Source organism: Blastococcus sp. SYSU D00695 (assembly GCF_054050555.1).
This window is the reverse complement of sequence record NZ_JBJGZP010000001.1, coordinates 222,732-243,091: the sequence shown is the minus strand read 5'-3', so window position 1 is coordinate 243,091 and position 20,360 is coordinate 222,732. Positions and strand designations below refer to the sequence as shown.

General features: G+C 77.9%; 20 protein-coding genes and 2 pseudogenes. 3 read left to right on the top strand and 19 right to left on the bottom strand.

The window, feature by feature from the left end; all coding sequences use genetic code 11:
• Window positions 1-7: 7 nt before the first annotated feature.
• Together ACI781_RS01305 and ACI781_RS01300 are read right to left on the bottom strand one after the other, a co-directional pair.
• Entirely contained in the window at window positions 8-502 is a 495-nt protein-coding gene (locus tag ACI781_RS01305; RefSeq protein ID WP_456564260.1) for an FBP domain-containing protein, read from the bottom strand.
• Window positions 503-539: 37 nt separating this feature from the next.
• Window positions 540-1,286: a cobalt-precorrin-6A reductase gene (locus tag ACI781_RS01300; protein ID WP_456564259.1), complete on the bottom strand. Its 747-nt coding sequence runs from the start codon at window positions 1,284-1,286 to the stop codon at window positions 540-542.
• A 182-nt stretch (window positions 1,287-1,468) separates the two neighbouring features.
• On the opposite strand from ACI781_RS01300, the gene ACI781_RS01295 reads away from it, so the two are divergent.
• Window positions 1,469-2,551, top strand: a complete 1,083-nt coding sequence (locus tag ACI781_RS01295; protein ID WP_456564258.1) for a cobalt-precorrin-5B (C(1))-methyltransferase — start codon at window positions 1,469-1,471, stop codon at window positions 2,549-2,551.
• A 13-nt stretch (window positions 2,552-2,564) separates the two neighbouring features.
• Here the strand turns inward: ACI781_RS01295 and cobM are convergent, their stop codons facing one another.
• From cobM to def, 3 genes are read right to left on the bottom strand one after another with little or no spacing between them, the layout of a single operon-like run.
• On the bottom strand, window positions 2,565-3,290 hold the full coding sequence (cobM, locus tag ACI781_RS01290; RefSeq protein ID WP_456564304.1) for a precorrin-4 C(11)-methyltransferase: 726 nt from the start codon (window positions 3,288-3,290) through the stop codon (window positions 2,565-2,567).
• 11 nt (window positions 3,291-3,301) lie between these two features.
• Window positions 3,302-4,522 (bottom strand): precorrin-6y C5,15-methyltransferase (decarboxylating) subunit CbiE, encoded by a 1,221-nt coding sequence (cbiE, locus tag ACI781_RS01285; RefSeq protein WP_456564257.1) that lies wholly within the window; start codon window positions 4,520-4,522, stop codon window positions 3,302-3,304.
• Window positions 4,519-5,055 (bottom strand): peptide deformylase, encoded by a 537-nt coding sequence (def, locus tag ACI781_RS01280; RefSeq protein ID WP_456564256.1) that lies wholly within the window; start codon window positions 5,053-5,055, stop codon window positions 4,519-4,521. The genes cbiE and def overlap by 4 nt, the downstream gene beginning before the upstream one ends.
• A 41-nt stretch (window positions 5,056-5,096) precedes the next feature.
• Between def and ACI781_RS01275 the strand changes: the two genes are divergently transcribed.
• Complete coding sequence (locus ACI781_RS01275) at window positions 5,097-6,053, top strand: cobalamin biosynthesis protein (protein WP_456564255.1); 957 nt, start codon at window positions 5,097-5,099, stop codon at window positions 6,051-6,053.
• Between the two features lie 31 nt (window positions 6,054-6,084).
• Here ACI781_RS01275 and ACI781_RS01270 read toward each other — a convergent pair whose 3' ends face one another.
• The 14 genes and pseudogenes from ACI781_RS01270 to aztB form a co-directional block, all read right to left on the bottom strand.
• On the bottom strand, window positions 6,085-6,804 hold the full coding sequence (locus ACI781_RS01270) for a PIG-L deacetylase family protein (protein WP_456564254.1): 720 nt from the start codon (window positions 6,802-6,804) through the stop codon (window positions 6,085-6,087).
• Between the two features lie 146 nt (window positions 6,805-6,950).
• The gene (locus tag ACI781_RS01265; RefSeq protein WP_456564253.1) at window positions 6,951-7,631 is read right to left on the bottom strand and encodes a PIG-L deacetylase family protein; all 681 of its coding nucleotides are present in this window, start codon (window positions 7,629-7,631) and stop codon (window positions 6,951-6,953) included.
• A gap of 3 nt (window positions 7,632-7,634) precedes the next feature.
• Complete coding sequence (locus ACI781_RS01260) at window positions 7,635-8,189, bottom strand: hypothetical protein (RefSeq protein ID WP_456564252.1); 555 nt, start codon at window positions 8,187-8,189, stop codon at window positions 7,635-7,637.
• A 154-nt stretch (window positions 8,190-8,343) separates the two neighbouring features.
• Window positions 8,344-9,069, bottom strand: a complete 726-nt coding sequence (locus ACI781_RS01255; protein ID WP_456564251.1) for an HAD family hydrolase — start codon at window positions 9,067-9,069, stop codon at window positions 8,344-8,346.
• Window positions 9,066-10,217 carry a non-hydrolyzing UDP-N-acetylglucosamine 2-epimerase gene (gene wecB, locus ACI781_RS01250; RefSeq protein ID WP_456564250.1) on the bottom strand — a complete coding sequence of 384 codons (1,152 nt, stop codon included), beginning with the start codon at window positions 10,215-10,217 and terminating at the stop codon, window positions 9,066-9,068. The genes ACI781_RS01255 and wecB overlap by 4 nt, the downstream gene beginning before the upstream one ends.
• Entirely contained in the window at window positions 10,214-11,260 is a 1,047-nt protein-coding gene (locus ACI781_RS01245) for an ATP-grasp domain-containing protein (RefSeq protein ID WP_456564249.1), read from the bottom strand. The genes wecB and ACI781_RS01245 overlap by 4 nt, the downstream gene beginning before the upstream one ends.
• Window positions 11,257-12,456 (bottom strand): hypothetical protein, encoded by a 1,200-nt coding sequence (locus ACI781_RS01240; RefSeq protein WP_456564248.1) that lies wholly within the window; start codon window positions 12,454-12,456, stop codon window positions 11,257-11,259. The genes ACI781_RS01245 and ACI781_RS01240 overlap by 4 nt, the downstream gene beginning before the upstream one ends.
• Window positions 12,453-13,925, bottom strand: coding sequence for a glycosyltransferase (locus tag ACI781_RS01235; protein ID WP_456564247.1), 1,473 nt, complete (start codon window positions 13,923-13,925; stop codon window positions 12,453-12,455). The genes ACI781_RS01240 and ACI781_RS01235 overlap by 4 nt, the downstream gene beginning before the upstream one ends.
• Before the next feature lie 52 nt (window positions 13,926-13,977).
• Window positions 13,978-14,271, bottom strand: coding sequence for a hypothetical protein (locus ACI781_RS01230; protein ID WP_456564246.1), 294 nt, complete (start codon window positions 14,269-14,271; stop codon window positions 13,978-13,980).
• A gap of 511 nt (window positions 14,272-14,782) precedes the next feature.
• Window positions 14,783-15,106: pseudogene (locus ACI781_RS01225) on the bottom strand (YcnI family copper-binding membrane protein); the annotation flags it as partial.
• Window positions 15,107-15,433: 327 nt separating this feature from the next.
• Window positions 15,434-16,681, bottom strand: a complete 1,248-nt coding sequence (gene aztD, locus ACI781_RS01220) for a zinc metallochaperone AztD (RefSeq protein WP_456564245.1) — start codon at window positions 16,679-16,681, stop codon at window positions 15,434-15,436.
• 42 nt (window positions 16,682-16,723) lie between these two features.
• Window positions 16,724-17,629 carry a zinc ABC transporter substrate-binding protein AztC gene (gene aztC / locus ACI781_RS01215; RefSeq protein WP_456564244.1) on the bottom strand — a complete coding sequence of 302 codons (906 nt, stop codon included), beginning with the start codon at window positions 17,627-17,629 and terminating at the stop codon, window positions 16,724-16,726.
• On the bottom strand, window positions 17,626-18,849 hold the full coding sequence (locus ACI781_RS01210) for a hypothetical protein (RefSeq protein WP_456564243.1): 1,224 nt from the start codon (window positions 18,847-18,849) through the stop codon (window positions 17,626-17,628). Before ACI781_RS01210 ends, aztC begins: the two co-directional genes overlap by 4 nt.
• A gap of 25 nt (window positions 18,850-18,874) precedes the next feature.
• A complete protein-coding gene (gene aztB, locus ACI781_RS01205) occupies window positions 18,875-19,690 on the bottom strand; it encodes a zinc ABC transporter permease AztB (RefSeq protein ID WP_456564242.1) in 816 nt (271 codons plus the stop codon).
• Between the two features lie 47 nt (window positions 19,691-19,737).
• Here aztB and aztA point away from each other — a divergent pair.
• Window positions 19,738-20,331 (top strand): annotated as a pseudogene (gene aztA, locus ACI781_RS01200) (zinc ABC transporter ATP-binding protein AztA); the annotation flags it as partial.
• Window positions 20,332-20,360 lie beyond the last annotated feature (29 nt).

Below are 20,360 nucleotides of genomic sequence, written 5' to 3'. Positions count from 1 at the left end.
CGGGCGGTCAGGGCCGGTGCACCGAGTCGAGGAAGCCCTGCACGCGCTGGCGCAGCTCGAGCGACCGCTCGGCGACGACCTCGTCCGGGTCGCGCTCGGCCAGCCACGGCGGGATCTCGGTGCGGGTCCGCTGGGCGCACTGCAGGTCGGCGCAGATGTAGGTGCCCACGGTGTTGCCGTTGCGCCCGGCCTCGCCGACCCGGCGGGCGGTGAACAGCGAGACGGCGTCGCCGGTCTGCGGGGTCTGGCACAGCAGGCACATCGCCGCCGTCCGGCTGGACATCCTCGTGTCCGCGGCGCGCAGCGCGACGCCGACGGTCCGGCCCTCCCGGGGGACGACGAGGTAGCCGCGCAGCGGCGCCTTGGGGTCCCGCCAGCCCAGCAGCTCCAGCTCCTCCCACGGGAGGACGTCGAAGTCCCGCGGCAGGGTCATGGCGGTGGCCTCGCCCTTGGAGCAGTTGACGAACGACCGGCGTACCTGCTGCTCGGTCAGGGGTTCCACGGGTGCTGCGCTCCTGGTGTCGCGGGGAGGGACCGGCTCAGTCTCCCCCCGGGCGCGAGTCCTTTTCCGCGATCCAGGTCAGCGCCTCGGCGACGGTCGCGGCGACCGGGACGCCGGCGGGCAGCGGCGGGCGGCGGACCAGCACCACCGGGACGCCGAGGTCCCGGGCCGCGGTCAGCTTCGCGGCGGTCATCGACCCGCCGCTGTCCTTGGTGACCAGCACGTCGACGGCGTGCTCGCGCATCAGCGCCGTCTCCTCCTCGACCGTGAACGGCCCCCGCGCCAGGACGACGGTGCAGCGGGCCGGCAGCGGCGCCTGCGGCGGGTCGACCGAGCGGACGAGCACCGCCCCCGGCAGCCCGGCGAAGGCGGCGAGCCCCTGCCGGCCGGTGGTGACGAACACCGAGGTCGCCGCCCGCACCGCCGCGGCTGCCTCGTCCAGCGAGTCCACCCAGCGCCAGTCGTCGCCGGGGCCGGCCGTCCAGCCGGGCCGCTGCAGCCGCAGCAGCGGGGTGCCGGTGGTCGCGGCCGCGGCGGCGGCGTTCGCGGTGATGCCGGCGGCGAAGGGGTGCGTGGCGTCGACGGCGGCGTCCACCTCGGCCAGGGCCTGCGCCAGCCCCTCGACGCCGCCGAACCCGCCGACCCGCACCCGTCCCGGCGGCAGGACCGGGTCGGCCACCCGCCCGGCGAGCGAGCTCAGGACGTCGTCCCCCCGCTCGACCAGCGCGGTGGCCAGCCGCCGCGCCTCGCCGGTGCCCCCGAGGACCAGCACCCGGCGGGTCACGCGCTCCCCCGGGCGTCGTCCCGCAGGTGGCAACGGGGGGCTGCGCTGGGGCGCGGGAGCGCGCGAAGGCGGCGGTGCGCGCCCGCATGCGCATCGCGGCGGTCTCCCGGGCGGGCGTGGCCGCCGCCAGGCGCATCCGGGCGGTCCCCCACTGCCCCGCGACCCCCGTGCATGCTGGACCCGTGAGCAGGGAGGGCAGCGGGCTGCGGCACGGCTGGACGACCGGCGCCTGCGCGACCGCCGCGGCCACCGCCGCCTACACCGCGCTGCTGACCGGCGAGTTCCCCGACCCGGTGACCATCGACCTGCCGAACGACCGGCACCCCTCGTTCGCGCTGGCCCGCGAGGCGCTGGTGCCCGGGGCCGAGGCGACCGTCGGCATCGTCAAGGACGCCGGCGACGACCCCGACGTCACCCACGGCGCGCTGGTCTCCTCCCGGGTGCTGCTCGGCGCACCCGGCACCGGGGTGGTCTTCCGCGCGGGCCCCGGCGTCGGCACCGTGACCAAGCCGGGCCTGCCGCTGGCGGTCGGCGAGCCGGCGATCAACCCGATGCCCCGCACGTTCATCAGCGAGCACGTCGCGGCGGTCGCGGCGCGGCACGGGGGCACCGGCGACGTCGTCGTCGAGGTGTCCGTGGAGCACGGTGAGGAGCTGGCCCGGCGCACCTGGAACCCGCGGCTGGGGATCCTCGGCGGGCTGTCGATCCTCGGCACGACCGGCGTCGTCGTCCCCTACTCGTGCTCGTCGTGGATCGACTCGATCCGCCGCGGCATCGACGTCGCCCGCGCGGCCGGGCGGACGCACGTGGCCGGCTGCACCGGCTCGACCAGCGAGCGGGTGGCGCAGGAGCTGCACGGGCTGCCCGAGGACGCGCTGCTGGACATGGGCGACTTCGCCGGCGCCGTCCTCAAGTACCTGCGCCGGCACCCGGTTCCGCGGCTGACCGTGGCCGGCGGGATCGGCAAGCTCGCGAAGCTCGCCGAGGGGCACCTGGACCTGCACTCGGGCCGCTCGCAGGTGTCGTTCGAGGCGCTGGCGGCGCTGGTCCGCGACGGCGGCGGCGCACCGGGGCTGGTCGAGGGCGTGCGCGGGGCGAACACCGCCCTGGACGCGCTGCAGCAGTGCGCCGGGGCCGGCTTCCCGCTGGGCGACCTGGTGGCCGCGGGCGCCCGGGACACCGCGCTGGGGGTGCTGCGCGGCGCGCCCGTCGAGGTGGACGTCGTGGTGATCGACCGCGCCGGCACGATCGTCGGCCGCGCCTGAGGACCGGTCCCGGCTAACGCGCACGCGTCGTCGAGTACAGGTGGCTGTCGGGGAACTGACCCGCGGCCAGCGCCGGGCCGACGACGACGATCGCTGTCCGCCGGATCCCCGCCTCGGCCACCTGCCCCGCGATGTCGGCCAGCGTGCCGCGCAGCACCACCTCGTCGGCGCGGCTGGCGTACGCGACGACGGCGGCCGGGCACCCCGCGCCGTAGTGCTCGGCCAGCTGCGGCGCCAGCTCGTCCAGCCGCTGCACCGCCAGGTGCAGCACGAGCGTCGCGCCGGTCGCGGCGTAGGCCGACAGCTGCTCGCCCGGCGGCATCGGGGTGGAGCGCGCCGAGGTCCGGGTGAGGACGACGGTCTGCGCCACCCCCGGCACGGTCAGCTCCCGCTTCAGCGCGGCGGCCGCGGCGGCGAACGACGGGACGCCGGGGACCACCTCGTAGGGCACCCCCGCGGCGTCGAGCCGGCGCATCTGCTCGGCCATCGCGCTGTACACCGACGGGTCCCCCGAGTGCAGCCGGGCGACGTCGTGCCCGGCCTCGTGCGCGGCGGTCAGCTCGGCGGTGATGGCGTCGAGGTCGAGGTCGGCGGTGTCGACCAGCCGCGCCCCGGCGGGGGCGGTGTCCAGCAGCTCGCGCGGCACCAGCGCCCCGGCGTAGAGGCAGACCGGGGCCGAGGCGATGAGCCGGGCCGCGCGCAGCGTGACCAGGTCGGGCGCGCCGGGGCCCGCCCCGATGAAGAAGACGGTCAGCGGGTCACGCTCCAGATGGTCACCGGCATCGCGGCCCGCCAGCCGGTGAACGTCCCGACCGGCTCGGCGCGCTGCACCGACACCCGCACCAGCTCGCCCCCGACCCGCGCGTGCCAGGACGCCAGCACGGCCTCGCTCTCCACGGTCACCGCGTTGGCCACCAGCCGGCCGCCGGGCGGCAGCGCGTCCCAGCAGGTCTCCAGCAGCAGCGGGGTGGTGAGCCCGCCGCCGACGAACACCGCGTCCGGGCGGCCGAGGCGGCCCAGGACGTCGGGCGCGGAGCCGTGCACGACCCGCAGGTAGGGCACGCCGAGGCGGGCGGCGTTGCGGGCGATCCGGGCGGCCCGGTCCTCCTCGGCCTCCACCGCGACCGCGCGGCAGGTCGGGTGGGCGCGCATCCACTCGATGCCGATCGAGCCCGCGCCGGCGCCGATGTCCCACAGCAGCTGGCCCGGGACGGCGGCCAGCCGGGACAGCGTGACCGCCCGGACCTCGGACTTGGTGAGCTGCCCGTCGGACTCGTAGGCGGCGTCGGGCAGGCCGGGGGTGGTGGGCAGCGGCATCGTGCCGCGCTCGGCCCGGCACTCGACGGCGGTCACCACCAGCGCCGGCGCCGGCTGCGACCAGGTGGCCGCGGTGCCGGTGCGCACCGTCTCCTCCGGGCCGCCCAGCCCGCCGAGGACCGTGACGAGGCTCTGCCCGTAGCCCCGCTCGGCCAGCAGGTGGGCGACGTGGGCCGGGGTGTCGCCGTCCGACCCCAGCACCAGCAGCCGGGCGCCGGGCTGCACGTGCGGGTGCAGCAGCTCCAGCGGCCGGCCGACCAGGCTCACCACGCAGGTGTCCTCGACGGCCCAGCCCAGCCGGGCGCAGGCCAGCGACACCGACGACGGCGCCGGCAGCACCCGCACCCGCTCGGCGCCCAGCAGCCGGGTGAGCGTGGTCCCGATGCCCGACAGCATCGGGTCGCCGCTGGCCAGGACGACGACGGCCCGCGCGGCGTACTGCTCGACCAGCTCGGGCAGCGCCTCGGTCAGCGGCGAGGGCCACGGCACCCGCTCGGCGGCGACCTCGGCGGGGACCAGGTCCAGCTGCCGCTCGCTGCCCAGCAGGACGTCGGCGCGCTCCACCTCGGCACGGGAGGTGGGCGCGAGCCCCTCCCAGCCGTCCGCGCCGATGCCGACGACGACGACCGGCGTGTGCACGGGTGCGGCGGTCACCGGCCGGCCTCCGCGAGCAGCCGCTCCTTCTGCTCGGCGGGCAGCCGGTCGACGTAGACGGTGCCGTCGAGGTGGTCGACCTCGTGCTGCAGGCAGCGCGCGGCCATCCCGGTCGCCTCGATGCTCACCGGGTCGCCGCTGGCGTCGACGCCGTCGACCCGGGCGCGGAAGGCCCGCGGCAGCTCGGCGTAGGGGCCGGGCACCGACAGGCAGCCCTCCTCGGTGACCTCCTCGGCCGGCTCCTCCCCCACCGGCTCGGGGATGGTGAGCACGGGGTTGACCACGTAGCCGACGACGTCCTCCCCGGCCGCGTCGGGGCAGTCGATGACGAACACCCGCGCGTCGACGCCGATCTGGTTGGCGGCCAGGCCCACCCCGTCGGCGGCCTCCATGCTGGCGAACATGTCGAGCACGAGGCGGCGCAGGTCCCGCCCGAACTCGGTGACCGGGGCGCACGCCCGGTGCAGGACCGGGTCGCTGCCGTAGGTGACGATCGGCCGGGCGACGCCGTCGTAACGGCCGGGCAGACGCATGCCGGCGATCCTAGGGACCGGCGGTTGGCAGGATGGCCCCCGTGCGCGCGGACCGGGACGGGGCGACCGCGGCCGGCCTGGCGCTGGGCGCCGCCGCGGACCTCCTGCTGGCCGACCCGCGCCGGTGGCACCCGGTGGCCGGCTTCGGCGGCGCGGCGGCGGCCCTGGAGCGGCGCGCCTGGCGCGACTCCCGGGCCGCCGGGGCCGGGTACGCGGCGGTGCTGGTCGGCGCCGCCGGGGCGCTCGGCGGAGCGCTGGACCGCGCGACCCGGGGCCGGGCGGCCGCCCGCACGCTGGTCACCGCCGCGGTGACCTGGACCGTGCTGGGCGGGACGTCGCTCGGCCGCGCCGCCCGCGGCGTGTACGTGCCGCTGGTCCGCGGCGACCTGCCCGCGGCCCGCGCGCAGCTGCCCTCCCTCGCCGGCCGCGACCCGGCCGGGCTGGACGCCGGCGAGCTCGCCCGGGCGACGGTCGAGTCGGTCGCGGAGAACACATCCGACGCGGCGGTGGCGCCGCTGTTCTGGGGCGCGGTGGCGGGGCTGCCGGGGCTGGCCGCCTACCGGGCGGTGAACACCCTCGACGCGATGGTCGGGCACCGCTCGCCGCGGTACGCGCGGTTCGGCTGGGCGTCGGCGCGCGCGGACGACGTCGCCAACTGGCTGCCGGCGCGGCTGACGGCGGCGCTGACGGTGGCCGCGGCCCCGCTGGTGGGCGGGTCGGCGACCGGTGCGCTGCGGGCGTGGTGGCGCGACGGCGCGGCCCACCCGAGCCCGAACTCGGGGCGGTGCGAGGCCGCCCTCGCCGGGGCGCTGGGGCTGCGGCTGGGCGGCCGCAACGTCTACGGCAGCCGGGTCGAGGTGCGCCCGCACCTGGGCGACGGGCGGCCGCCGCTGGCCGCCGACGTCCCGCGGGCGGTGCGGCTGTCCCGGGCGGTGTGGACCGCCGCCGCCGTGCTGGCGACGCTCGCCCGGCTCCGGCGGCGCGCGCCGGGCCGGTGACCGCCCGCCCGCCGGCGCGGGGGCGGGGCGGTCAGGACGTCGCGGCGAACGGCGACGGCGTCAGCTGCCAGGCGGCGGGGACGGCGGCCACCGCGCCGCTGCCCGGCAGCGGGGAGAGGTCGAGGACGAGCCGGGTGGGCTGGAAGGCCTCGGCGTAGCCGATCCGGGCCTGCGACCCCCAGTGCCGGGCCGAGGCCACGACGGCGTCCGGCTCGACCATCGCCGACATCTCCACCTGGGTGGCGTGCGCGGCCAGCGCCGCGACCTTGCCCGACAGGTGGGCGGTGACGTCGACGTAGACGGTCGGCGTGAACGACAGCGTCGAGGGGCTCTGGTAGTGCAGCACCCGGGGCAGGCGGCGGGCGGCGCCCAGGGTGGCGGAGGCGACGGCGCGGTGGTCCTGGTGGCTGTCGTCGGGGGCGTGCACGTAGACGAGGTCGGCGGCGGTGGCGCGCAGCACCCGCTCGATCAGCCGCACGGTCGCGGAGTCCGGCACGACCTCGCAGTCGCGCAGGCCGCCCCAGACCAGCCGGGCGCCGATCATCCGCGCCGCGGTCTCCTGCTCCTCGCGGCGGCCGGCGCCCCGGGCACCGTCGCCGGGGCCGTTCTCGCCGCCGGTGACGACCAGCATGGTCACGGAGTCCCCGGCCGCCACGTGGGCGAGCAGCGCCCCGCCGCAGCCGAGCTCGATGTCGTCGGGGTGCGCCCCGATGGCCAGGACGTTCAGTCCCGCGCTCCCCGTGTCGTCCATGGCCCCGTGTCCTCCCGTTCCACCGGCGGGGTCGTCCCGCCCGTCACAGGTGCATCGGCACGCGGTTCGGTTGCCTGCAACGCACCGGCCCGGCCCTCCCCCCTCGGGGTGAGAGCCGGGCCGGTGCGTCGCAGGCGGGGCCGGGCTCAGCCGGCGAGGCGGGGTGCGGGCACGAGGCGGTGCCCGGCGGGCACGTCCCCGGCCCGCCGCCGGGGCCGGGGGCGCATGTCCAGCACCATCCGCGTCGGCGCGAACGCCTCCGCGTAGCCGATGCGGGCCTGCGCGCCCCAGTGCCGGGCGGAGGCCACGACCGCGTCGGGCTCCACCATCGGCGAGAGCTCCACCTGGGAGGCGTGCGCCGCCAGGGCGTGCAGCTTGCCGGTCAGGTGCGCGGTCACGTCGACGTAGACGGTCGGGGAGAACGTCAGCGTCGACGGGCTCTGGTAGTGCAGCACCCGTGACAGCCGCCGGGCCGCCCCCTGCGTCGCCGCGGCCACCGCCCGGTGGTCCTGGTGGCTGTCGTCGGGGGCGTGCACGTAGACGACGTCGGCGGCGGTCTCGGCGAGCACCCGCTCGACGAGCGCCACCGTCGCCGCGTCCGCGGTCAGCCCGCAGTCGGGCAGGCCGCCCCAGACGAGCCGGGCGCCGAGGCTGCGGGCCGCGGCCTCCTGCTCCCGCCGGCGCTCCGGCTCCCCGGGACCGCTCTCCCCGCCGGTCACGACCAGCACGGTCACGGTGTCCCCGGCCGCGGCGTGGGCCAGCAGCGTGCCGCCGCAGCCGAGCTCGACGTCGTCGGGGTGGGCGCCGATCGCCAGGACGCTGCGCACGGGTCAGGCCGCGGTGCCGGCAGCGGCGCGGTCCGCCCGGCGGCGGGAGCGGACCAGCAGCAGCGCCCCGACCACCCCGGCCCCGCCCAGCGCCATCACGGTGCCCATGCCGTTGCCGTCGGCGGGCAGCTGCGTGGTCGGCGGGCACACCGTCGCGTACTGCACGTACTGCGAGTACTGCAGCGTCGTGCCGTCCAGCACCCAGCGGGCGTTCTGGGCGAAGATCTCCTGGTACGTGAGCTTCACCGTCCACGCCCCGTGCACGGTGCCGCCGGCGAAGCCGGCGGGCTGCTGACCCTGCAGCCGGGTCGGGTAGACCTGGTTGGACGCCCCGCGCGCGATGTTCCGGGAGTCCCCGGTGTTCTTGTACCCGAGGACCACCCAGAAGGTGCCGTCGCCGTTGTCGCGGTAGCAGTCCACGACCGGGGTGACCGTGCCGGCCGCCGACGCCGTCCCTGGGGTGGAGACCAGCCCGAGCGCGGCGATCACCCCGATCGCCGCGAGCCGCGCGAGCCGCGCGCGGATGCGTGCGCCGGTCGTGGTGCTGGTCCCTGCCATGGTGTCGACCCCCGTGCTCCGGGAGCGGCCATCCCGCTCCACCCGAGGGACATCGGACGGTCCCGGTCCGGAGTGGAGCGTCCGCGGGCCGGGCCCACCCCGACGAGGGAGGCGCCGCGGCGCGTCACCGGACCGGCGGGGCCCGGGCACGGCCTCACCCCGAGGGGAGCAGGGCCCTCCCGGCTCCGGCGCCGGCCAGCAGCTCCAGCGCGAGCGCCGCGGCGGCGGGGAAGGAGTCGACGACCGCCTCGGCGCGGGGCTCGTCCGGCGCGGCGGCGTACTCCCCCTGGCGGATCCGGATCGCGCGCGCGCCCACCGCGGCGGCCACGGCGACGTCCTTGCCGGGCCGGTCCCCGATGACCAGCAGCCGGTCGGCGGGGACGCCCAGGGACCCGGCGAGCGCGAGCAGGCCGGCCGGGGCCGGCTTGCGGGCGGCCCGCCCGCCCAGGGTGTCGGTCACCAGGACGACCGGCAGCAGCGGGCCCAGCCCGGTCGCGGCCAGCTTGGCCTCCTGGATGACCGGGTTGCCGTCGGTGAGGCAGCCCAGCGGCGCGGCCGCGGCGAGGGCGGCCAGCGCCTCCGGGACGCCGTCGTAGGGGCTCAGGCGCGCCGGCGCGTGCGTGGTGAAGGCGGCGACGAGCTGCGGGACCAGGCGCGGCAGGTCCGTGGGCGCGACCCCGGCGGCCAGCAGCGCACGGTCGATGGTGCCGCCGGCGTCGGAGCCCGCGGCCAGCTCGCCGGCGAGGGCCGCGTGCACGGCCGCGCCGTCCAGGCCCAGCCGACCCGCGGCGACGCCGACCGCGCGCGCGGCGCCGGCCAGGTACTCCGCCTGCGGGTAGAGGGTGTCGTCGAGGTCGACGACGACGCCCAGCGGCCTCACCACGGCAGCCGGCCGTCGGTGAAGTCCGGCTCCTCGATGGCCAGCAGCGCGTCGGTCGCCGGGTCGGCGAGGATCGCGGCGACGCGGGGCCCCGTCGTCCCGTCGCCGTACGGGCAGGGCAGGGTCGCGGCGAGGGCCTGGCCCTCGGGCGTGGTGTGCCGGGCCGCGGCGGCGAGGACGGCGTCGGCGGCGGTGTCGTCGGCGAGGCCCGCCAGCGTGGTGGTGCCGGCCTCGACCCCCTCCCAGCGCGGCGTCGACCCGCGCAGGACGACGACGGGGACGCCGAGGAAGGCGGCCTCCTCCTGGATGCCGCCGGAGTCGGTGACGGCCAGCCGGGCCGAGGCCAGCGCCGCGAGCAGCTCGTCGTAGCCGACCGGCCCGGACAGGGAGATCCGCGGGTGGTCGAGCTCGGCGTCCAGGCCGGTGGCGGCCAGCCGGGCGGCGGTGCGCGGGTGCACCGGGAAGGTCACCGGCCCGACCTGATCGGCCAGCGAGCGCACCACGCCGACCAGGCGCTTGAGCCGCACCGGGTCGTCGACGTTGGTCGGGCGGTGCGCGGTGACCAGCACGCCCCGCCGGTCGGCGACGGGCACCGGCCGGACCCCGCGGGCCACCAGCGTGTCGACGACGGGGTTGCCGACGACGAACACCCGCTCGGCCGGCACGCCCTCGGCGGCGAGGAAGGCCGCGGCGCGGCGGGTCGGGGCCAGGTGCAGCGCGGCGACCGCGGCGGCCACCCGCCGGTTGACCTCCTCGACGCTGCGCGGGTTGAGGCTGCGCAGCCCGGCCTCCAGGTGCGCGAAGGGCACCCCGGCGCCGCGGGCGGCCAGCGCGTACGCGGGCACGGTGTTGGTGTCGCCCAGCGCGAGGACGACGTCGGGGCGGAACCGGGCGACGGCGCGGGCGGCGTCGGCGTACAGCGCGCCGAGGCGGCTCTCCGGCGAGTCGGTGGGCAGCGCGCAGCGCAGCGTCGGGGCCAGGCCGAGGGTCTCCTGCAGCTCCGTCGACAGCGCCGGGTCGGTGTGCTGGCCGGTGTCGACGACGTCGACGCGGTGGCCCGCGGCGGTCAGCGCGGTCACGACGGGCGCCAGCTTCACGACCTCCGGGCGGGTGCCGAAGGGCACCAGGACCGAGCGGCGGCGGGTCACGCGCGCACCCCCAGCGGCGTGGCGGGGTCGAGAACCGGGCTGCCGTCCTCGGTGGTGAACACCTCGGCGAAGTAGCGCTGCATGCTGATCCCCGGCGTGAACCACAGGTGGCCCAGCTGCCGGCCGGGCTCGCGCACCCCGGCGAGGTAGGCGCTGACCACGTCGGCACCGGCCGCGAGGGTGAGCGGCAGCCCGCCGGAGAACCGCGGGTTGATCTCGACCACGCTGACCCGGCCGTCGTCGGCGACGAAGCCCTGCACGTTGGCCGGGCCGGTCAGCCCGACCGCCTCGATCGCGTCGGCGACCACGTCGGTCACCGCCGGCGAGTCGAAGGTGGTGCCCTTCACCGAGATGCCGGCCTTCGTCTCCTCCCGCCAGCGCGGGACGACGGTCAGCAGCTCGCCGGTGCGCGAGACCAGCACGTCGGCGGTGAACTCGCGGCCGGTGAGGCGGGTCTGGGCGATGAGCGAGGCGTCGGTGCGCAGCGCCTCCACCACGGCGGCCCGGCTGTCCAGCGCCTGCACGCCGCGGCTGCCGCGCCCGGCGCGGGGCTTGACCAGCCAGGGCCCGGGCACCTCGACGAGGCCGGCCGGGGTGTCGGTGGTGGGCGGGTGCGGCACGCCGGCCACCCGGAGGGTGCGGGCGAAGGCGGCCTTGTCGCAGCACAGCTCGACGCTGACCGGGTCGGCGAACCAGGTGCCCACCCCGGCCGCGGCGAACTGCGCGGCGCCCGCGGCCAGCGCGGGCAGCTCCTCGGCGACCGTGGGGACCAGCGCGTCGACGCCGTGCGCCCGCGCGACGCCGACGAGCGCGGCGACGAAGTGGGCGTGGTCGGCCCGGGGCACGAGGACCCCGACCGTGGCCAGCGCGCAACCGGTGGCCCGCGGGTCGGCGTCGGCGGCGACGACCCGGTGCCCCAGCGCCATGAGCCGCCGCACCACGGCGATCCCGGCCGGGCCGCCGGCGCCGGTGACCAGCACGGCCCCGGCCGACGGGGCGCCGCCGCCGGACGGGGCCGGCCGCGCGTCGAGGGTGGAGGTCACCGGGGCATCTCCTCGGGGTGGGGCGGTGCGGGGGGACGGGCGAAGCTGAGCCGGCGGCCCGGCCGGCGGCTGTGCCGGCCGGCTCCCGGCGGCGGGGGCGGCAGGGGGACGGCGATCCGGGTGACCGCCACGGGCCCCGACGTGTCGACGGCGGGCGGCGACGCCTCGGTGAACGCGTCGGGCAGGCCGTCGGCGTCGTGCTCCGGGCCCCGGGCGAGCAGCCACCCGCGGGCCCACAGCCGCAGCGCCGCCACCCGGTGGTTGGTGACCGGTTCCCACTGCCGAGCGGCCACGGCCTGGGCGAGGCAGTCCAGGACGAACGGGTCCTCGTCGTAGGTGGCGACCGCGAGCAGCGAGGCCGTGTGGGCGCCGAGCCCGTCGGCGGCCAGCGCGCGGACGCGGTCCATGCGGGCGGGGGCGGGCAGGTGCCCGATGCGGTAGTCGATGCGGCCGCTCTCGCGCCGCGCCGCCAGCCGCCGGGACAGCCACCGCGGGTAGACGTAGCGGTGCAGCAGCCCGGTGAGGGTCATGCGGCGGCCCGCCGCCGGCGCCGTCTGCTCCTCGACGACGCGGTAGCCCAGGCCGGGGCGCGCCCAGCTGTCCGGGCGCTTGGCGGTGTGCCGGCCGTCGACGTCCTGCTCGGCCCGCTCCAGCGTGGGCAGGGTCAGCCACACCATGAGCAGGAAGCCGCCCAGGGTCGCGATCAGGTTCCACAGGGTGCCGACCCAGTCGTGGAACAGCACCAGGGCGCCGTCGCCCCACCACATGCCGGCCAGCGCCGAGAGCAGCAGCCGCAGGTGGTTGAGCAGCAGCAGGGCGGCGACGGCGACGAGCAGGCCGCCGAGGGCGTGCAGCTTGCGGCCGCGCAGCACCACGGCGGTCAGCGCGGTGAGCCCGAGGACCGACAGGATCGAGGAGCAGGACGCGGTGACGACGGCGTCGATGATCTGCCCGTCGTCGAGGAAGAGCAGCACGTGGCCGGGCACCACGTCGGAGGCGCGGCCCGGGTAGATCCAGGACAGGACCGTGGCCAGGCCGAGGGCCTCGGCGTCCTGCAGGCGCTGGGACAGGAAGCGGAAGCCCAGCACGCAGATGGCCGCGGCGAGGACCAGGTCGGCCAGGATCGGCAGCAGCCGGCGGCCGCTCCCCCGGCGGATCAGGCCGGGCCGGCGCAGCGGGGCGGGCACGGCGGTCACCGGCCGTCCTCCCCGGCGGCGGGACGGGGCGGGGCGGGCGCAGCGGCCGCGGGTCCGGTCAGGGCGAAGCTGCGCGGTCTCCCGGGCGTCGCGGCGGCCGCCGGCGCGGCCGGCACGAGCGCGGTCCCCGCCGCGGCGGGGCGCACCGTCGAGGTGGCGCCCGAGCGGGTCGTCTTCACCCACGAGTAGGGGCGGCCGAGCATGCCGTCGACGTAGGCGCGGCTGGTGATCCAGATCGACAGCGCGAACGCCGGCAGGAAGCCGAGCAGCCGCCAGGCCGAGCGGCGCTCGACCCGGCCGATGAGCAGGCCGACGCAGAGCTCGGCCAGCGGCCCGACGAACAGCAGCATCGACAGCGGCAGCACCGCCACGACCGGCAGGTCGCCGATGCCGAAGGCCCGCAGCACGGTGAGCAGCACCCCGATGCCGCTGAGCACGGGCACGTGGTAGACGAGCAGGAACAGCGTCGTCTCGAACTTCTCGAGCAGCGAGAGGTACGGCGAGCGCATCAGCGGGCGCCAGTAGTCGCGCATGCACTTCTGGTGGCCGCGGGCCCACCGGTAGCGCTGCTTCCAGAAGCGCTGCGCGCTGACGACGGCTTCCTCGTAGTCGATGGCCGAGACGTCGTACCGGACCCGCTGGCCGGCCATCAGGATGCGCAGGGTGAGGTCGGTGTCCTCGGTGACGGTCTCGGGGTTCCAGCCGCCGAGCGCGCGCAGCGTGGACATGCGGACGGCACAGTTGGCGCCGCCGTAGGCGGGCAGCTCGAACAGCGCCTGCCGGCCGTACTCGTTGACGAGGTAGCCGGACAGGTAGTCGACGAAGACCGTCCCGGCCATGAACGAGTCCTTGCCGTTGCGGATCACGCAGCGGCCCATGACCGCCCCGACCGAGGGGTCGCGGAAGTGCCGGACCAGCCGGCGCAGCGCCGTCGGCTCGGGCTCGTGGTCGGCGTCGAAGACGAGGACGACCTCCGCCTCGACGAGGGCGAGCGCGTCGTTGAGCGCCCCGGACTTGCCCCCGCCGGAGCCGACGGCCCGGTGCAGCACCCGCAGCCGCGGCTCCCTCGCCGCCCACGCGTCCAGCTTGGCGCCGGTGCCGTCGTCGGAACCGTCGTCGACGACGACGAGCGTCAGCCGGTCGGCGGGGTAGTCCAGGGCGAGCAGCGCCGTGACCATCCCGTCGACGACGAGTTCCTCGTTCTTGCAGCCGACGAAGACCGCGACCTGCGGGAGGTAGCCCTCCAGGCCCACGTCGGCGGCGAGCATGTCGTTCTCGGCCCAGCGGGCGGCGGCGACGGCGAAGGCCAGGTGGCGGCAGAAGTAGATGCCGAACACGACGTTGAGCGCACCGGCCAGGACGCCGAGCACCGGGTCGACCCCGAAGGCCAGCGCGGCGCCGGTGAGCGCGACCGCGTAGGCGACGAGGACGAGCGGCCGCCCCTCGGGGCGTGCGTGGGCGTCGGCCACCGACCCCTCCTCCGGACACGAGCGCGCGAGCGGAGGAGCGGCCGCTCCTCCCTCACCGGTGGTGCATCGGCATCCCGGCCGCCGACCTCAAGCGGAACGCGGGACGGCGGCGGGCCCGGGCGGGCGCGGGGACGGGGGCGCCGCCGGCCGGGAGGCGCGCCGGGCGCGGGGCGAGGGCGCCGCGCGGGGCCGGCGGCACGGGGAAACCGGCCGGGTCGACCCGGGCGTGGCTGGCCGGCGGGTCGGCCGGGCCGCGCCCGCCGCGGACGGCCACGACGAGCGTGCTCACGGCCAGCGCGCCGAGACCCAGCAGGAACAGCAGGACGAGGACTCCACCGAAGGTCATGGGAGGAGGGTGGCAGCGAATGGACTGGCATTTCCGAGTCCAGTGCGGCACGGTGGACTGCATGCCACCGCGGATGGAGCAGTCCACTTCGGCCCGGGAGCTGGCCACCCTGGTCGGGTCGCTCGAGTCGGCGGCCGGCCCGCGGTACGCGGCGCTCGCCCGGCGGGTGCAGGAGCTCCTGGCCACCGGCCGGCTCGTCGCGGGCCGCCGGCGGCCCGCCGCGCCGCACCGCGCCCCCCCCCCCCCGCTCACCCCCGACACCCACCCCTCCCCCCACCCCCCCCCGCGCCCCCCCCCCCACCCCCCCCCGCCCCCCCCCCCCCCCCCCCCCCCCCCCCCCCCCCCCCCCGCCCGCCCCGCCCGCGCCCCCCCCCCCCCCCCCCCCCCCCCCCCCGCCCGTCGTGTCGTCACCGCCCTCGTCCCCTCCGTGGGCGTCGGTGCCCTCCCCGGTCAGGGCGAGGACCGGGGCCGGGCTCTCCGGCTCCTCCTGCCCCGCGACGGTGGGCTCGATCCAGGCCGACTCCCTGCCGTCGTCGTAGGTCTGGACCGCCGGCAGGACCAGCTGGTCCACCTCCGGGATGGGCCCGGCGCTGATCGAGAACGTCTGGTACTGCCCGGGCGCGATGCCCGCGCCCGGGTCGGCGGTCCAGGTGATCTCGGTGACGGCCTCGGTGACCTCGCTGCCGTGCACCTCGACCGGCGGGTCGATCGGGCCGGTGGTGGTCGTCGCCGTCCAGCCCGGCACCGGCTTCACGCTCACCGAGGCGAGCGGGGTGTCGGCGGGGATCTGCACGCGCAGCGAGATCGTCGAGGCGGTGTCGCTCTCGTTCGGCACGCGGAAGGTCAGCTCGCCGTAGCCGCCGGGCGCCGCGTCGGCCGAGGAGACGCGGACGTGCGCCGAGGCGGTGCCGACGCCGGCCGCCAGGACGGCGGCGGTGGCGACGGTGGCCGCGACCGCGGCGCGGAGGGGACGGACGTGCACGGGCGACTCCTTCGTCGGGCGCCGGCCGGCCGGGTGCCGGGACCGCGCGCCCCCCTGTAGTCGCCCCCGCCGTCCGCGCGGTTCCCGCGGGCGGGAGAGGTGACGGGACTCACGGCCGGCCGCACCCCGCCGCGGGCCTCCCGGAACTCCCGGGAGGCCCGCGGCCGGGCAGGCCGGCGGTCAGCCGGTGACGACGGCGATCTCGTTCGGCGTCACGTCGAGCTCGCCGGTCGCGAGGACCTCACCGGTGGCCAGGTCGACGGCGTGCACGGCGTTCGCCGCCGGCTCGGTCACGTAGGCGACGCCGTCGAGCACCCGCACGGCCGGGTGCGGGTCCTGCCACTCCGCCGGCCCCGCCCAGGGGGCGACGACCGGGTGGGAGGCCGTGACGGCCCCGGTCCGCACGTCGAGCAGGTGCAGGCTGCCGTCGGTGCCCAGCACCACGCCCTCACCCTGCGGGCCACGGGCCAGGTCCCGGAAGGTGTACTGCACGCCCTCGGGCAGCGGGACGACCTGCAGCCGGCCGGCGGCGGTGTCGACCAGCGTGACCGCCGACAGCAGGTAGCCCTCGGCGTCCGGGTCGGCGTCGTAGTCGCCCAGCGCCACCGGGGAGGACTCGGTGGTGAAGACGTTGCCGGTGCGGCCGTAGGCGTCGGGCGCGGCGAGCTTGGTGAACTCGCCGTCGTAGACCAGGACGCCGTCCTCGCAGCCGAAGACCGCCACCTCGCCGGCGACGGTGCCCTCGCCGTGCACGCCCGGGCACTCCTCGTTGCGGGCGACCTCCTCGCCCGACGGGTCGAGCACCCGCACGCCGGTGCGCTCGTCCGCGGTCCCCAGGGTGGACAGCAGCGTGCCGTCCTCCAGTTCGATGGCGACGCCGTGGTGGGCCGCCTCGGAGGTCCGCTCCTCGGTCTCGGGGAGCCCGTCGGCGGTGAGCAGGTCGGCGGTCTCGAACGAGGTGATGTCGCCGGTGCCGTCGGCGAACAGCACCGTCCGGTCCCCGTGGACGACGACGTGCCCGGCCTCCTGCGCCTCGAACACGTCGTCGGTCAGCTCGGGGTCGGCGGCGTAGGAGGTGCCGCCGTCGGTCCACACGCCGGCGTCGAGGACCTGGAAGCCCTCCTCCGTCGTGACCATCACGTGCCGGCCGTCCCCGGCCGGGTTGACCCGCAGGAACCCCTCCACGGCCGCGTCGCCGACGACCTCGAGGGTCGCGGCGTCGAGGACCAGCACGCCGCCGTCGTAGGTGAGCGCGACGCGCGGCTGCGGAGCGGCCAGCTCGGTCGCGGCCGGGGCGGGGGACGAGCCGGCCGGCGACGGGGAGGACGACGAGCCGGCGGCGTCGGCGTCGGACGAGCAGGCGGCCAGGAGGAGGCCGGCGGCGCCGAGCGCGGACAGGCGGACGAGGGACGTGCGTGCGGAGGTCATGCCGGAAGCCTAGTGGGAATGATTCCCATTCCTGTGAACGGGTCAGCGGAGTCCGGCCACGATGTCCTCGGTGTTCGCCCGCATCATCTGCAGGTACGTCCCGGCTCCCCCGTCCTCGGCGGTCAACGACTCGGTGTGCAGCGGGACGACGGCCACGTCCACCCCCGCCTGCTCGGCGAGCACCTGCACCAGCCGGTCCGGCTGCGAGGAGTCGGCGAAGACGGTGCGGACACCGGCCTCCCGGACGGCGCCGGCGAGCTCGTCGAGGTCCCCGGCACTCGGCGAGGCGAGCGTCGACCCGCTGGGGACGACCGCGCCGACCACGGTGAAGCCGAACCGGTCGGCGAGGTAGCCGAAGACGTGGTGGTTGGTCACCAGGGCCCGCTGCCCGGGCGGGATCTGCGCGAACTGCGCGGCCATCCACGCGTCCAGCTCGGCGACCTCGGCGCGGTAGCCGGCGGCGTCGGCGGCCAGCCGGTCGGCGTCGACGCCCTCGACGCCGGCCAGCTCCGCCGACAGCGCGTCGACCACCGCCAGCACCCGCTGCGGATCGGTCCAGAAGTGCGGGTCCAGGCCGTCGTCGTCCTCGGTGGCCCACGGGAGGGGCTCGATCGCGGCCGTCGCCTCGACCACCCGGACCCCGTCCTCCCGGGCCGCGTCGACGTGCCGGGCCACGCCCTCCTCCAACCCGAGCCCGTTGGCCACGAGCAGGTCGGCCTCGCGCATGCGGGCCGCCTCCTGCGCCGACACCTCGAAGGAGTGCGGGTCGGCGCCGGGCGGCATGAGCGTCACCACCTCGGCCTGGTCGCCGACCAGCTCGCCGACGACGTCGCCGAGGATGTTCGTGGTGACGACGACGAGCGGCCGGTCCTCGCCGCCGGCCGTGCAGCCGGCCGTCGCACCGGCGGCCAGCAGGAGGCCGGCGAGGGCCGGCAGGACCCGCCTCACCGCCCGGTCTCCGCGAGGTGCAGCGGCGCGACCTCGGTGGGGAAGGTGCGGGCCAGGCGGGCGGAGTCGGCGTAGTCGATCTCGAGCAGGCGGTGGCCGGCCGGGTCGTTGACGTAGGCCCGGTCGGCGTCGACCTGCAGGTCCACCTCGTCGAGCCGGTCGACCGGCAGCAGCGGCCCGGTCGCCGCCGCCGGCCCGTCCGGGGTGAGGACGACGACCCGCCCGCCGGCGTCGATGCCAACGACCCGGTCGGCGTCGTCGTCGGCCGCCACCGCCTGCACCCACGGGGTGTCGGTGGGGAGGAACCGCCAGGTGCGGGCCCGGGTGTCGAGCAGCCAGACCCCCCGCCCGCCCGCGGGTGCGGCGACCGCGGGCCGGCCCGACCGGTTCGCGAGGACACCGGCCCGCTCCCCGGTCGGCACCGGCGCCGGGTAGGCGATGCGCTCGAACGCGACGTCGTCGCCGGTCCCGGTGGCCAGGACGGCGCCGTCGGCGCAGGAGACGACCACCCCGACGCGGGTCGCGTGCCCGCCGCGCGGCTCGGCGCACCCGGCCTCGGCGCCGGGCACCGGCTCGCCGTCGGCGTCCAGCACCACGACGGCGTCGGCGGTCGTGGCGACCAGCCGGCCGCCCAGGGGCACCAGCGCCCCGTCGTGCGGCTCCGCCTCCACCCGGGCCAGCTCGACGACCTCCCCCTGGCCGAGGGCGGCGCGGTCGAGCACCACGCCGGCGCCCGTCTCGGGGGAGAAGAGCGCGGTGAGGCCCTCCGAGGAGGCGGCCCGCACGCCGCCGGACCACTCGAGCGTGCCGGCCACCCGGGCCGGGGCCCGGTAGTGGTGGACGTGGTCACCGTGGTCGACCGTCCACGTCCCGGTATCGACGACGGTGAGCTCACCGGACGGCCGGGAGGCGGCGAAGAGGAAGCGGCCGTCGGTGGCCGCCGCGGAGACGGCCCCGACGTCGGCCAGCTCGGCCGCCTGTCCGGTCAGCAGGTCCACGGTGCGCACGGAGCCGGCGTCGTCGAGGTGGGCCAGCTGCGGCTGCGGCTCGGCGAGCTCCTCGGCGCCGGCGACGGAGCCGTGCCCGCCGGTCGGTGCGGGGTCGGTCGCGGCGGGGCCGCCGTCACCGGCGCCGCAGGCGGTCAGCAGCAGGAGGCCGGCCAGGGCGCCGGCGGGAACGAGGGGACGCCGGCCGGGTGGGCGGCGCGAGGGACGGGACACGGGATCTCCTGACGTCAGGGGGGAGTCAGCGCGGGACCGCGGCGCGCACGGCGACCGAGAGGGCCACCAGGGCGACCGCGCACGAGGCGATGGAGGCGCCGCCGGCGGTGCCGGCGTGCCAGGACACGAGCAGGCCGGCGAGGACGGCCAGGGCACCGGCGGCGGCGGCCAGCGCCATGGTCGAGGGCAGTCGGCGGGTCCACTGGCGGGCCGCCGCGGCCGGGGCCAGCAGGAGCGCGACGACGAGCAGGGTGCCCAGCGCCTGGTAGGAGACGACGACGGCGGCGCTGACGACCAGCACCATCAGCGCGTGCGCCAGGCGCGGGCGCAGGCCGAGCGTGGCCGCCGTCCGCTCGTCGAAGCTGAGGGCGACGAAGGCCCGGTGGCCGGCCGCGCAGACGGCGACGACCCCCACCAGCCCGGCGGCGAGCAGGACCAGGTCGGACCGGCGGACCGCGAGGACGTCGCCGAAGAGGATCGCCGTCACGTCGGTGGCAAACGAGCGCGACCGGGACACGACCAGCACGCCGAGGGCGAGCATGCCGACGAACAGCAGCCCGATCGCGGTGTCCGGCGACAGCCGCGCGCGGCGGGCGACCGCCCCGACCCCCAGCCCCATGAGGCCGGCGCTGACCGCCGCGCCGGCGACCGGCGGCCAGCCGGCCAGGGTGGCCACGGCGACGCCGGGGAGCATGCCGTGGGCCAGCGCCTCGCCGAGGAAGGCCATGCCGCGGACGACGACCCAGGTGCCGACGACGGCGCAGGTCACCGCCGCCAGCAGGCCACCGAGCAGGGCGCGCTGCATGAAGGGCACGGCGAGGGGCTCGAGCAACCAGGACACCCCGGCAGCCTAACGGGAACGATAATCGTTACTGCTAGCGTCTCCCCGTGCCGCCGATCCACCTCCGGGACCTCAGCGTGCGCCGAGGGGAGACCCTGGCGCTCGACCGCGTCAGCGCCCGCCTGCCCCCCTCGGCGGTGACCGCGCTGGTCGGCCCGAACGGCGCGGGCAAGTCCACGCTGCTCGACGTCCTCGCCGGCGTCCGCGCCCCGACGTCGGGCGGGGTGGCCGGCCTGCGCGGGCGCACGCTCGCCTACGTCCCCCAGCGCAGCGCCGTCCCCGACCAGCTGCCCCTGACGGTCGGGGACACCCTCGCCATGGGCCGGTGGCGGGAGCGCGGCCCGTGGCGCCGGCTGCGCGCGGCCGACCGGGCACTGGTCGCCGAGGTCGCCGGGCGGCTCGGGCTCACGCCGCTGCTGGCCGCGCCACTGTCGGCCGTCTCCGGGGGCCAGCGGCAGCGGGCGCTGCTGGGCCAGGGCCTGGTCGCCCGCGCCGACGTCCTGCTGGTCGACGAGCCGACGGCGGGCGTCGACGCCGGGACGCAGGCGGTGGTGCTGGAGGCCCTGGCACAGGAGGCGTGCCGGGGGGCCGTGGTCGTGCACGCCACGCACGAGCCCGCCGCCGTGGTGCGGGCCGACCGCGTACTCGCCCTGCGCGCCGGCCGGGTGGA